12 protein-coding genes and 2 pseudogenes are annotated in these 14086 nt (G+C 30.7%); 1 reads left to right on the forward strand and 13 read right to left on the reverse strand.

From position 1 onward, the window contains the following. Positions 1-2: 2 nt before the first annotated feature. The 8 genes from BMZ76_RS15285 to BMZ76_RS15320 all read right to left on the reverse strand — a co-directional run bounded on the left by BMZ76_RS15285 (position 3) and on the right by BMZ76_RS15320 (position 8952). The gene (locus tag BMZ76_RS15285; protein ID WP_091209076.1) at positions 3-470 is read right to left on the reverse strand and encodes a heme-binding domain-containing protein; all 468 of its coding nucleotides are present in this window, start codon (positions 468-470) and stop codon (positions 3-5) included. An 86-nt stretch (positions 471-556) separates the two neighbouring features. After that, complete coding sequence (locus BMZ76_RS15290; protein WP_091209080.1) at positions 557-1291, reverse strand: DUF3347 domain-containing protein; 735 nt, start codon at positions 1289-1291, stop codon at positions 557-559. 328 nt (positions 1292-1619) lie between these two features. Then, positions 1620-2273, reverse strand: a complete 654-nt coding sequence (locus BMZ76_RS15295; RefSeq protein WP_449757009.1) for a DUF3347 domain-containing protein — start codon at positions 2271-2273, stop codon at positions 1620-1622. A 153-nt stretch (positions 2274-2426) separates the two neighbouring features. Next, complete coding sequence (locus tag BMZ76_RS15300; protein ID WP_091209082.1) at positions 2427-2795, reverse strand: hypothetical protein; 369 nt, start codon at positions 2793-2795, stop codon at positions 2427-2429. 627 nt (positions 2796-3422) lie between these two features. Then, on the reverse strand, positions 3423-4298 hold the full coding sequence (locus tag BMZ76_RS15305) for a CorA family divalent cation transporter (protein ID WP_167547478.1): 876 nt from the start codon (positions 4296-4298) through the stop codon (positions 3423-3425). 372 nt (positions 4299-4670) lie between these two features. After that, the gene (locus BMZ76_RS15310; RefSeq protein WP_091209088.1) at positions 4671-5942 is read right to left on the reverse strand and encodes an NRAMP family divalent metal transporter; all 1272 of its coding nucleotides are present in this window, start codon (positions 5940-5942) and stop codon (positions 4671-4673) included. A 783-nt stretch (positions 5943-6725) separates the two neighbouring features. Next, positions 6726-7364 carry a hypothetical protein gene (locus BMZ76_RS15315; RefSeq protein ID WP_091209093.1) on the reverse strand — a complete coding sequence of 213 codons (639 nt, stop codon included), beginning with the start codon at positions 7362-7364 and terminating at the stop codon, positions 6726-6728. A 631-nt stretch (positions 7365-7995) separates the two neighbouring features. Then, positions 7996-8952, reverse strand: a complete 957-nt coding sequence (locus BMZ76_RS15320) for an abortive infection family protein (protein WP_208857681.1) — start codon at positions 8950-8952, stop codon at positions 7996-7998. A gap of 240 nt (positions 8953-9192) precedes the next feature. On the opposite strand from BMZ76_RS15320, the pseudogene BMZ76_RS15325 reads away from it, so the two are divergent. After that, positions 9193-9813: pseudogene (locus BMZ76_RS15325) on the forward strand (IS91 family transposase); the annotation flags it as partial. 228 nt (positions 9814-10041) lie between these two features. Here BMZ76_RS15325 and BMZ76_RS15330 read toward each other — a convergent pair. The 5 genes and pseudogenes from BMZ76_RS15330 to BMZ76_RS16260 all read right to left on the reverse strand — a co-directional run. Next, positions 10042-10584 carry a hypothetical protein gene (locus BMZ76_RS15330; RefSeq protein WP_167547476.1) on the reverse strand — a complete coding sequence of 181 codons (543 nt, stop codon included), beginning with the start codon at positions 10582-10584 and terminating at the stop codon, positions 10042-10044. Between the two features lie 89 nt (positions 10585-10673). Then, complete coding sequence (locus tag BMZ76_RS15335) at positions 10674-11285, reverse strand: DKNYY domain-containing protein (protein WP_396230414.1); 612 nt, start codon at positions 11283-11285, stop codon at positions 10674-10676. A gap of 112 nt (positions 11286-11397) precedes the next feature. After that, positions 11398-12462 carry a serine hydrolase domain-containing protein gene (locus BMZ76_RS15340; protein ID WP_091209103.1) on the reverse strand — a complete coding sequence of 355 codons (1065 nt, stop codon included), beginning with the start codon at positions 12460-12462 and terminating at the stop codon, positions 11398-11400. A gap of 295 nt (positions 12463-12757) precedes the next feature. Further along, positions 12758-13690, reverse strand: coding sequence for a hypothetical protein (locus tag BMZ76_RS15345; RefSeq protein WP_143071110.1), 933 nt, complete (start codon positions 13688-13690; stop codon positions 12758-12760). Positions 13691-13779: 89 nt separating this feature from the next. Then, positions 13780-14086: pseudogene (locus BMZ76_RS16260) on the reverse strand (IS1182 family transposase); the annotation flags it as partial.

Below are 14086 nucleotides of genomic sequence, written 5' to 3' on the forward strand. Positions count from 1 at the left end.
TATTATTCTACTGAAAGACTATCTTTCGTTTTTTTAATCCAATTGATTATTTCCTCTTTTTGAGTTGGCGTCAAAATGGCATTTTTATGAATTAATGTGTAAGATGCCAAAGGCATTTCATCTGATTTTATTTGTTTGACAATAGCTTCTAATTTGTTTCCTTGTTTTCGTTTGGAATACCTACCAAACTCATTAAAGTTCAAATCTTTCTTACCATCTTTAATGTGTTCTTCCATAAAAAACCGTGCTGGCTGCATGTAAGAATATAATGGATAATTAGTATTGTTACTGTGACAATCGTAGCAAGATGTCCGTAAAGTAGTTTCAACATTTTTAGGAACATCGTACATTTTTGTAAAATTTGCAGTTAATTCCTGCTCATAACTTTCATTACGGGCAGGTTGATATAACTGCATCAACAAAAAAATTACAAACCCGATTATGAGTATTTTCTTGATGATTTTTTTCATATGAAGATAATATTTGTTTTTTAATGGAATATGGTATCGCCATTCTTCATTCCAATTTATGATTTTGGAACCATGGCGATTTCATTTTATAATTGTTTTTTCATAGAACCGCAAGTGAGCATTTTCGAACCATAATAAGGATTTTTTATTTCTTTGCTTTCACTTATCCAAATCGCCCCTTTTCCTTCGTTATATATAGGACAAAAGTCTTGATATAGTTTTTGTTTTGCTCCAAATATTTTTATCAAATCATTCACATCTTTACTCAACATCGCAAAATGTTCTCTTTGGTGGTCAATCTTTCCACCATTATCGCCAATGTGTTCTGCATGTTCTTTAGCATCATCAGCAATATCAATATATTCTGTTTTCAATTTTGGATCTATTATATTGGTATTAACTTTATTGAATGTTGCATATAATGCTTTACCAGCATTAGCTGCTCCTTTTGTATCGTCTTTTGTGAGTGCGTTTTTTAGTTTTAAATAATCAGAAATTATTTCATTTGTAGAAAATGTTGTTTGGGTAACCGATGTAGCGTCAGTTTTAACTTCAACTGCTGTCGCATCATTGTGACTATGACTACCATCATTATGATCATGAGTTGCTTCATTTTGTGCAACTAATTCGGTTAATTCCATTCCACATTTTGAACATTTTTCTCCTTTTTTTCCTATTACTTCGGGGTGCATGGAACACGCATACAATTGTGAAATACTTTCTTTTTTTTGTGAATCAGTTGTTACAGCTTCTTTATTTTTTTGGTTACAAGAAACTAAAACAAATACCATTGCTATGGCTGAAAGGATTAGATTTTTCATTTTATTATTTTTTTAAATTGTTATTTTTAGATATTTTAAAGTTTACATTTTTATTACAATACCAGTTGTTTTTTTGGTGCAGTAAAAAATATATTCTTCATTTTTTAAAGTTTTAATTTTATTATTTGATTGTTTCTACTGTTTTACCACAACTCAACATTTGGGAACCATAGTATGGATTTTTAATTGTATTTTCTTTGCTTAACCAATTAGCATCTTGCATCGGGCAATATTGATAATAAAACGGTTCAGTAAATTTTGAAATTTTTATCAGCTCATACGTATTTTTAGATAATGATTTAAAAAGTTCTCTTTGCTTTTTGATATCCTATATTTCAGAAATATTTTTTGCATCAGCAGTTAAATCTTTAAAAACTTTCATCCAAGTCAAATGTACATCCATTTTCAATGTTTCCATTTTAACTGCAGTGATTGCAGTTAATAATTCTTTTGAGCTTGCAACAGCGGATTCGCCATCTGTTTTTACCAAGGCATCTTTCAATAAGAAATAATTGTCGAAAATTGCTTTCAGTTGGTTTGTTTCTTGTTTTATAGACAAAGAAGGATCGTTAGACATTTTCATTCCTACCATTTCTGTTTTAGGTTCCTGGCCTTTTCTATCCTTTTTTACTGCAACTTTTGCTACGCGATCGTACTGACAACATTCCGCAAGTTTTGAATATACAGCATCGGGAGCAAGGAATTTTTCGCTGTCATAACCCGCAAGTGCAATACGTTTCAGTATTTCGTCTTGATTGGTTTTTTTAGTATCATAAGTGAGTGTAGCCACTTTGGTGTCTATATTCCAATCAATATTGGCGATTTTTTTGAGACTTCCTGCTTTCTCCATTGTAGTTTCGCACATTGCGCAATTTCCAAATATTTTTACAGTTTCGATTTGCGCATTTTTAATTTGCGCATTTGACACTACGACTGAAAGCAATAGGGTTATTGCTACCACTGTTTTTTTTAGTGATTTCATTGTAAAATAATTTTAAATTAAATTAGTTAAACAAGAACAAAATGAAGCGAGACGAAGCCACCCTTTTGAAAATGAAATTAACTGAGATAGTAAATGATTTTAAAGCAATAATTGCTTTTTATTTGACACAATTATGGATATCAAATTTAAAATTTAGCCTATTTTTGGTATAAGCCACAAAGAATTGAAACCAGAAGAAATGGAGGTTTCGTAATTGTAAAAATTTTGTTTTTCTGAAACGCAATTAAAAATATTTCTATTAAAATTCAATTCATTAATAGAAACAGATGTGTTGCAAGTAGAGGCGCAACCACATTTAGAATGACTGCATTTTCCTCCGCAACCTTGGTGGTTTTTAGTTTTTGAATGACTATCGTTTTTACAACAATCATCTTTATCCATTTTTGAGGAAGTCTCTTTTGAAGAAGAATGTTTCGATGAATTATTTTCACACGCAAAAGTTAACGTTGGCATCAAAAAGAAGCCAAGTAAAACTATTAATAAAATGTGAAACTTTTTCATTTGTATCAAAAATCTAAATATTAAACAAAGTTAAAGAAATAATCTTAATACTCTCTAAAGACTTGTTAAAAAAAATTATTACTCCTATTTTGTTTTGCTTTATATCGTAACTAAAAGTATTATTAGGGAAGCAAGAATACATAGACTAACTACTTTGATCTTTGTTACTTTAAAAAAATACCTTTTAAAATGCTTTAATTTTATTGGAGTAATGGTTCAAACTCCTTGTCGACCACCAAAAAGTATAAACCTCCAAAGTCATTTAATTTTGGAGGTTTTTATCTGTTTCAAATTAAACTCTTTTTTTAACGGATTATATCCAGTTCATTTGTCTGTTTTTATTAATGCAGATTTGGAAATATGTTTATCAATATTTTGCATATTTCTTTACACAAATAATCTTCAAGCTGGTCAAAATATACCATTCTAAATCCGCCAGTATCATTGGTTTCAATGGCGATTATCAATTTCTTTTTTTTTGAATCATTGCTCCTTCCTTGTTTGTGATCTTCTTTGACACCAAAAACAAATTCATCGACAAAAACCTGACCAATTATTAGCTGTGAAGCACTACTTAGTGCCCCGCACGTAACGACACCCTAGCTGTTGGGTGCTGACATTTTTCTATTAAATTATCTTCTTTCGTTTGAACCAAAAATAAATAATAATTGCGATAATCGCCATTATACTAAGTGTCATAAAATATCCAAATTGCCATCTGAGTTCTGGCATATTTTCAAAGTTCATTCCGTAAATTCCTGCTACAAATGTTAACGGTAAAAAAAATGCAGAAAATATTGTCAGCAATTTCATAACGTCATTACTTTTTTGAGAATTTACCGAGTGATAACTATTTAATAAATTGTTTGCGTTTTCTAATACTTCGTCATAATTTAATATTAAGTTCAACAAAGTGTCTTTAATATCTTGTAAGGCTGTTTTGTTGGATTCGCTAACTTCAATTTGATTGGTCACATTTTGAAATAGTTGTAATAGTTTTTTGGTTATTCTTGTTTGAGTTTTTAAGAAATACAAATCTTCAAGTGAAACTTTTGAATAGTCTTTTAAGAAAATAGTTTTTTCAAATTCCTCTATTTTTTTGTCTAATTCATTGAGTGGTGATTGGTAGCTTCCTACCATTTTATGAATTAAATAAATTAAAAGGTCTTCGGTTTTTGAAAACTCTATGTCGATACGCTCTAAAAATGCAAACGGACTTCTGTGTACTGAAATAATTTTGTCGTCATTGTAAAAAAATGCAATCTTATTAGACAGGTCGTTTATAGTTGTTGCACCATGTTCGATAGTTGAAGTAAATGCTCGTAAAATCAAAAAATTATAGTTGGGTTGTTTTTCAAACTTTGGTAAATGTCCGTGTTCCAAACTGTCAATAATTTGAAAAATATCTAAATTGTATTGCTCCGCAATTTTATCAAGAGTTGCTCTGTCGGGTTGGCAAAAATCTATCCACGCAAATGTTGTAAATTCCTTTATGTTTTGCATATTATACTGCATTTATCTTTCCGTTATTTTTAATTTAGTAAATGGTATTCTATGCTTGCAACTAAAGTCAGTTCATCTACAAACCTTCAGAGGAACTCAATTAGGTTAGTCACTGTGTAAATATATGTGATTGAAACTACAATTAAAATTCTTTTTTTTGGACAAAGCTACTTAATGATTCTTAAAAGAAACCAATCCGTAAAAGGGCTCAAAAGAGCTTTTTAAAAATCCAAAAGATGATAAGCCAGTCTTCCGTTGTCAACAAGATCGAAAGCGAATGTATAATCAATGAGTTTTATAATGTTCATAAAAAAGTCGATGACCCTGATTTCGTTATCTTGTGCAGTGCCAACATCTATTGTGTTAAAAGTTTTACTTGCCTGAAAGTTGCAAATAAATTAAAGTTACAGCAGCTACTGTCATAATAATTAATGCTGCAAAACCAAGTATGTTTGCCAATCTTCCGTTCACGTTTTTACCCATTATTTTTTTATTATTTGAAATGTGTAAGATTATAGCTATTAGAACTGGAGCAGTTAATCCATAGAGAATGGCCGTATAAATCAATGACTGAATTGGAGTAATGCCTACATAATTTAAAGATAATCCAAGTATCAATGAAATAGCTATGATGACATAAAATGCTTTTGCTTCATGAAATTTTTTGTCAAGTCCTTGTTCCCAGCCAAATGTTTCAGTGATTATGTAAGAAATCGAACCACTCAATACTGGAATTGCAATAAGTCCCGTTCCGATTACACCAACAGCAAAAAGAAGATAGGCCAGATTACCGGCTAAAGGTTTTAATGCCATTGCAGCTTGTTCCACAGTGTCAATTTGATGGATGCCGCCTTTAAATAAAACGGTGCCAGTAGTAAGAATGATAAAATACATTACAAAAGCAGAAACTGTCATTCCAAAATCTACATCTTGGTTTATATTATGAATTAACTTTTTGTTTACAATTAAATGCTTCCTTTTATATTTCATTTCTTCAACCTCCACCGATGCTTGCCAAAAAAAAAGATAAGGTGAAATTGTTGTGCCAAGTATTCCAACTATAATGGCGATAAAGTCCTTGTCAAACTTTATGGTTGGTATAAATGTCGCTTTAAGAATTTCGCTAAAATCCTGTTTATATAAAAATGGAACAATAAAATAAACCAACATAACGATGCACAAATACTTTAAAACTGCTGCAATTTTTTGATATGGTAAATAAACAATTAAGCCCAAAAGAATAATCGTGAAAAGAACACTAAAATAATTAGCATCGATAGATGGAAGTAATAGATTACCTACAGCACCCATGCCTGCAATATCAGCACCAATATTCATTACAATAGCAGGAAAACTAAACAACAACATCAGATACAAAATAGGTCTTGGATAGTGTTTTTTTAATGTTCCTGTCAAACCTTGGGAGGTTACTAATCCAATTCTAGCACACATCTGTTGAATAGCAGCCATTAGGGGAAAAGCGATAATTGCAGTCCACAGTGTTGAAAGTCCATAGGCAGCACCTGCTTGAGAATAGGTTGCAATTCCAGATGGGTCATCGTCACTTGCTCCTGTTACAAGACCTGGACCAAGTTTTTTCCAACTACTAAGTATTTTAGACGAAATTGTTTTCTTTTTTATCATTTTTTAGTCGTTGTTGCATGATTGGCAAAAGCACAACCAAAAAGAGGAAAACAGCAGTCATAATATTTATTCGTATGTGAAGTTCGGGATAAATGTTTATATGAAAAAACCAATGTAGGTTTGTCGCTAAACAAAACAAGCAAATCAAAAATGTTAGGATAGAGAGTATAATAGGTTTCATTTTTGTTTTGGACTGTTCGTCTATTAGTCGTGAGGTTCTTATTAGTAGCACTTCTCAATAGTTACTCCTAACATCAGTTCGTCTTAAAACCTCCAAACAAACTCATTTTAGTTAATCAGTAAGTAAATATATATGATTTAAAATACAATTAAAATTCTTTTTAAAAAAAAGCATTCTTCATCCTTAAAATAAAACAATCCGTAAAAAGCGTTAAAAACTGGTGTTAGAATCCCAAAATAGAACGCTTATACTTTTAGATATTGTTTTAATAGATTTTGGTCAATCAGGTTGAAAATTCGGCGCAGATTGTAGTCTGAAAAAATCAAGCCAACATCAGTTAGTGCGGATTTGCAATCAGTGCCCATAACAATAATCAATTATATTATATTTTACTGTAACTGTTTAAAATTTTCAAATTGCAGATTTTATATGTCGATTTAAAATGAGTACATAGATTATTAATCTGCTATCGTTGCTTAAAAAATGATAATTGAGCACTTCGGGGTCATTGCGCGGAATGAAGCAATCACATCTGGTATTTTTTTTTGATTAAGCGCTTTACGTTGGGGGCACGGATTGCAAATCCGCGCTGTCGGGGTTAATTATAATTTATCGTTATAGGTTTTGAAATCTTTAAGGAACAATTCAATAACTTCTCTTATTGATGCACAAATCAAAACTTCCTTTGCTTCTTTAATAGTGATTACAGTTGTTCTTCCAATTGGTGAATTAGTTTGTCCATCTTGTAAATCAATACAATATGTGTGTTTAAAATCTCTATATTCGAAAACCATTTGGCAAATTCCGTGCACTTTCGGAATCATAATTCCTGTTTTTTTACCGTCCAAAACATTTAATTTCACAACAACTATTTCGGAATTTTGATTTTGATTAATAATAAATTTTGATTTTACAAATAAAGAATCTAAATAGGCTTTAACAATTTGACTTCCAGTTTCGGAATCAAACTCTGTTTCATTTTTGATATCGAATTCAGAACATTCAACTTTTTTAAGATTAAGTGAATCTCTAAAATCTTTGAAGTCAATATTTATAACTTTACCCTTAAAATCAAAATTAGTTTTAGTTTGATATAATGGAAATTGATTAAGTACTTTCGTTTTTGTAAGATAAGGTTTGCTTCTATTTTGCATTGCATTTACAGCTCCAATTATCAAGCCTTGAGAAAATGTTGTATTGCATTGAAATACAATTATTAATAAGAATACTATTTTTTTCATTTTTAAATTAATTTTTACTTTAGTTTTTGTTTTTCACTGCTGTCTGTCAACGTCAGTTCGTCTTAAAACCTCCAAACAAACTAATTTTAGTTAACCAGTAAGTAAATATATATGATTTAAACTACAATTAAAATTTTTTTTAAAAAAAAGCATTCTTCATCCTTAAAATAAAACAATCCGTAAAAAGCGTTAAAAACTGGTGTTAGAATCCCAAAATAGAACGCTTATACTTTTAGATATTGTTTTAATAGATTTTGGTCAATCAGGTTGAAAATTCGGCGCAGATTGTAGGCTGAAAAAATCAAGCCAACATCAGTTAGTGCGGATTTGCAATCCGTGCCCATAACAATAATCAATTATATTATATTTTACTGTAACTGTTTAAAATTTTCAAATTGCAGATTTTATATGTCGATTTAAAATGAGTACATAGATTATTAATCTACTATTGTTGCTTAAAAAATGATAATTGAGCACTTCGTGGTCATCGCGAGGAACGAAGCAATCACATCTAGTATTTTCTTTTGATTAAGTGCTTATCTTTGTGGACACGGATTGCAAATCCGCGCTATCGGGTTTCATTCTTGGTGCTGCGCACCCAACGAAACCCTGGCTGTTGTAGGCTGTTTTTTTATTTTCTAAGTTGGTTAGTTTCTAATAAATATATTGCTAAGGTTGTTGATGCGCCAACAGCTAATTTTGCGTGTCTTGGTTGTAGACCTTTAAAACTCCCATCTTTCCCGTGTCCACTGCCATATTCATTTCTAATTTCTCCTATGCCTTGAACAACAGATGATAAACTACCCAATATTTGTTTAATTGAACTTGATGCTTTTACTTCATTGGGAATATCGTCAGGTGTTAATTTTAAAAGTTTTGTAGTTTCTTTCATTAGTTTTGGCAAATCCCAGTTCTTGTCATATATTTCAGCTCTTTCTTCAAAAATTGATTTACAACAAGTTTCAATCAACTCTTTTGCTAACCCAATTGAAATATGCGGTGAATTTTCAATTGAAGATTCCATTAAGTTAATCTGTTGAGTAACATATTCCGCATTCATCATTTGTTTAATGTCTGAAGCTTTTTTTAGTATAAATTCTTTACCGATAATTTTAAGCCTACCAATAAAAATTGGTTTTCCAGATATTTTAGTTCTTTCTATGATTTCATAATTATCTTCCTTAAGATTTTCGTTAAAAATCTGCAATAATTTATTAATTTCAGAAATATCAATTCTAACAATTGGATGAATCATTTCACATAAGAAATTCAAAAAAATTGAGTCATCACAATTTAATAAGTTAAATCTATAATCGCTAAAAATCCAATTATCTTCCCAATCAGAATTATTGATTCGATGTTGCCAAATATCTCCGGTAGCATTAGAATATCTACCGTCAAAAGATTCCATTCTATCTAAATCAAACATTCTGGATAAAAAATCAGTTTCTTCTAATCTTCCAGCCCACCAAAATCCTTCGACTTGGATATAGTCAAAAATATTTCTTCTTGTTATTGTTGTAATTTTGTTTATCACGATTTTTTTTTTAAAATAGCCTACAACGTCAGTTTGTCTTAAAACCTCCAAACGAACTCATTTTAGTTAATCAGTAAGTAAATATATATGATTTAAAATACAATTAAAATTCTTTTTAAAAAAAAGCATTCTTCATCCTTAAAATAAAACAATCCGTAAAAAGCGTTAAAAACTGATGTTAGAACTCCAAAATGCAAAGCCAATACTTTTAAATATTGTCTTAATAGATTTTAGTTTATTAAATTAAATATCCGTCGCAGGTTGTAAGCTAAAAAAATCAAGCCAACATCAGTCAAGACCTTGTCGAAAGTTTTTAGGACTAAATATTGCGAAAAACTCAAGGCGAAATCGCCTATCCAATACGAACAAACCCAGCAGGAATTATGGCAAAAACCATGGGTGGTATTTGCAAAGAAACCTTTTGGAAGTCCCAAATCGGTGGTGGAATATTTGGGGAGATACACCCATAAAATCGCCATCAGCAATAATAGAATCAAGAGCATTGACGAGCAAAACGTGACTTTTGATTACAAGGATTCCCGAGTAGCGGGCGCCAAAAAGCAAATGACACTCCCTCATCAAGAATTTATCAGGCGGTTTTCGTTGCATATTTTGCTCAAACGGTTTACTTCGTCAGTTCGCCCTCTGGGCTCGGGTGTAAAAATTCGTCATCATGGTTTTTTGAGTAACATCCCGTAAAAACGGGACAGGCTTTGGAAGCGTCAAAAGCTGAAACTTTTACAGGAAAAACTTAAGGTAAAAGTTTTCAAAAAAGTAGAAAAGAAGCCCTTTTTACCCAAGTGTCCTTGTTGTAAAACAGGCAATTTACACCGAATAGTAGTTTTTGACCAGCGCGGTCTGCCTGTTTGGTATCTTGGCGGTAGCCAAAGTTCAATTCCCTGTAAAAACTAATTTTACGGGTAAGGTAATCTGTGTTCAAAAGTGAAGAAAAACACGAAAAAACCAAGGTTAAAATTAATCCAAAAAAAAAAGAAGACTAAATCCTCTTGTAATCCTCTCTCATAATTTTACGATAACTCCATAGTGTTGACGGCAGGTAATCGGTTCCGTTCAACCCGAGTTTCATTGTTCGTGCTGCGCACGCAACGAAACTCTAACTGTCGGCGGTAGTGCATTTATTTATTCCACTTTTTCGTAAACAATTCCATTACATTCATCTCCATCTCCAATTGTAATCATTATCGAAGTTTTTCCGTCTTTTTTGCATAAAGGTTGAACACAAATTCCCTCTAACTCAAAATAGCAGATTTTCTCTTTATCCATAAACGAGTAGAACCATTTTCCTGTTTTATTCCTTTTAGAGTCATTTCCTTTTTCTTTGTCTGCAAATATTTTGTCAGCTAAACTTTCAGGATTATCCTCAAAAAGAAACTTGAATTGTTTGTTTTCCGATATTTCAAGTTTTAGAGGCCAAGTATAATAGTCTTCGTTTAAATATGATTTTGATTTTTCGCTTAATTCATATTTTCCAATTATTTCTCTTTTAGATGGTTCGTAATTTAGTTCTTCATAACCATTTTGCCAAGAACAAAACAATGGATGACAACTTGTAAACAGTAAAAAGATAAATATTGACTTAATTTTCATTTCGGTTTTTTTGGTTGCATTACCGCCAACTACGTTTCGCCACTTTGAGATGGCTGGAAGTTCGTAACTGCTCAATTTTCGGCTTAACGAAAACTTGATGCGAAACGATAATTCCACTAAATTCCAGCTAGCTCAAAATGGCTGTTAGGCACTGTAATTTTTATTTAGTTTGATATTTCTCCATATTCATAGGTGTGATATTTGTCTTTGGCTTTGTCATCATTAATTATTTCAAAACTATTAATATCAACTGACTTGAGAATTTTCCCTTTATATATCACTTCGGTTTTAGTTCTTCCCCAGTTTTCGGATATAACTTTAAAATTATTTAAGTTTTGTATTTCTACAATATCGTGACCATAAATAATGTGTTTGTCATCAGATGCCCAAGGATATGTTTTATATGTTCTTAGTTTATTCGGATTAACACCAATTATTTCACAATCATTTTTGCTACTGTAAAATCCAAAAAAGTACGCGGAATCATTATCAACAAAATAATAATTTCCAATATATTTTAGAGTATTCGGATCAAAATTGTCAATGATTTCGGTTTCAAAAAAAACATACTTATTATCTTTTCCAATTGTTAAATTTTCGTCGTTTTCTATTTTTTGGAATGTTTTAGAATCGGCTTTTTCAATTAATCTTTCATAATTTCCACTTCCTTCATTCCATCCTTTCAAATATACTTGGTTATCAATAATAGAGTATTTCTGTTCACAACTGAACAAGAAAAGTGAAAGTAAGATAATGACTGTGTTTTTCGGTTTCATATTATTGTGCCTAACTATTTTATATACGAATAAAATTATCCGTTCAACCCGGGTTTCATTGTTGGTGCTGCGCACCCAACGAAACCCTAGCTGTTGGCAGTAGTTGTTATTTTTATTTAATGTATAATTTAGCAATCTCTTCTATAAAATCTTGAGGATGAGAACCCATTAAATTTGTCAAAATTATTATTGAAACATTTTTCTTAGGATAAATAAATAATGCATTTCTTGCACCACCCATTGAAGCAATTATTGGATTTTCAGCTCTTGAACTTAATGAAAAACCAATTGAACTTCTGTCGAGCAAACCATTCTCTTCATATGGTTTTCCGTTTTCTAATTCAATAGGTTTTAAAAGAATTTTAAGATTTTCAGCATTAATTAATTGATTAGTTTGTAATGCAATTACCCATTGTGCCATTTCGGTTGCTGTTGCATATATACCACCTGCAGGCAATAAATTTGAAGGCATTGGTTGATAAACATTAGTTAGAACATTATTTCTAAAATAAGTATACGGTCTTGCTGAGTGATTAATAATGTTATAAAAATCCCCAATTCCTGCCTTCATGGCGTTTTTCATTCCTGCTTTTTTGAATTGGTTTTCCGTAATAAATTTTTCAAACGACTGTCCACTAATTTTTTCTATAAGCATTCCTAGAAGCATGTAATTTGCCAAGCCTTCTCTCACATGTTTTCCAGGTTCAAAAGCAAGGGGTAGCTTTTTGACGTTTTCGAACAAAATATTACCATCCTCGGAAAGCATATTGCCTTGTGAATCCCAAACATCAGGAAGTCCCGATTTATGGGTTACAAGCTGTTCTACGGTAATTTTTTGCCAAGTTTTGGGTAATTTATCTAAATAATTTGAAATAGGTTCTTCTAGATTTAATTTTCCATTTTCTACTAATTGCATGATTGCAACTCCTGTGAATGCTTTGGTAGTAGAATTAATGCTAAAAACGGTTTGACTATTTACAGCAATTGAATCTTGAATATTGGCGAATCCATAATGACTTGTTTTTACAATAACATTTTCTTTAATAACCGATAATTGTAAACCGACAATTTTATTTTTTTGAATAAGTTCTTTTATTGCAAGATCGACTTTGTCTTCTTGTGAATAAGTATTATTAAAAACCGTTAAAAGGGAGATTAAAAGCAATATTTTTTTCATGTTTTCTTTTGTTTGATTTTACGTTTATAGTGGGTGCAATTTCTGCCAACGTCAGTTTGTCTAAAAACCTAAAACAAGTCTCTGAGAATACCATATTTGAGATTTTTCAAAGATAGGAGTCCGAGAACAAAAACTCAAAATGGAGGTTTTTAGACAGTTTGACGTTCCGGCGCTTTGAGATGGTGGGTATTTCGTAAACGAGTATTTTCTGTTTAACGAAATCGCAATTCGAAATGGTAATTCCACCAAAACCCCACTATATCAAAACGCCTGTTACCTGCTGGTATCTTTTAATTTATTCATTATAGTCGAATATTAATTTTTTAGATTTATACTCCATAATTAATTCTTTAGCAAGTTTAGGTTGACTGTTCTTAAATGCCATATAATATGGTTTTATAATTTTAGTTGTTTGAGAATTTTGGTGTTTTGAAATCAAATATTCATACAAATCTTTGTAATATTCAGAAAGTTTGTTAGTTTCATTGTCAAAAACGGGAGTATTGTCCATTCCGATTAGTGAAAATGTCAATAAATATTTTCTTTTTTCTTTACAATTTGATATAAACAGAAAATTTGAATTGTTATTAATGAAATTTTCATACCATATCATTCTTTCAACAAAAATATTTGGAGCAATAATTAATTCAGCATCAGAAGCAAAACCTTCTTTATTTTCTTGGTTAAGTTTTGATAAATAATCTTTCATTGTATGCGAGACATAAGGATAGAAATGCTTTGAAATAAAATCCCTATCCTTCTGAATAAAAGTAATACCTTCTTCTTCAGAAATTTCAAATCCATTGTCTTTAAGTTTCTGTTTATAGTCTAATAGTTTTTTTGAAATTATAGGCTTTTTACCATTTTGCGTTAAAAGAACTAAAGATTCATAGTTTGTTGTATCTTTTTCATGTAATTCATTCAAATTTCTATCAAGTTTTTCATATAAATTATTAAAAATTACAAAGGCACTATCACATAAAATTTTGTCTTCTTCTTTAAATAATTCCTTAAATCTGCTCATCGCAGTACTAGATGAGTTTACGTCTGAACTGTCAAGATTATTTATATAAACATTATATTTTTTTAATAAAATATTCGTTGAAGTTGATTCTTCTTTTGCTTTTACAAGAGTCTGGTCGATATTCATTTCGCTCTTCTTTTTTTTCTCTAAATTATTACAAGAATAGAGTAAAGCTAATGCGATTAGGAAGATGTATTTTATCATTTATTTCATTAAGTTGTTAAGCTCTTTATTTTTTAATACTTGCAGGTAACGTCAGTTCGTCTAAAAACCTCTACACGAACTCATTTTAGTCAATCAGTTAGTAAATATATATGATTTAAACTACAATTAAAATTCTTTCTGAGAAAAGTCGGTTGATAATTCTTAAAATAAAACAATCCGTAAAAAGCGTTAAAAATGGGTGTTAGAAACCCAAAATGCAAAGCCAATACTTTTAGATATTGTTTTAATAGATTTTGGTCTATTAAATTAAATATTCGACGCAGGTTGTAGGCCGTAAAAATCAATCCAACATCAGCTGAGGCGTGTTTGATCGTTTTTTTGGTCATGATATAATAAAAATCCCATTGGCGTTTTATTACTCCGTATGGATGCTCC

The organism is Flavobacterium xueshanense (assembly GCF_900112975.1).
Taxonomy (GTDB): domain Bacteria; phylum Bacteroidota; class Bacteroidia; order Flavobacteriales; family Flavobacteriaceae; genus Flavobacterium; species Flavobacterium xueshanense.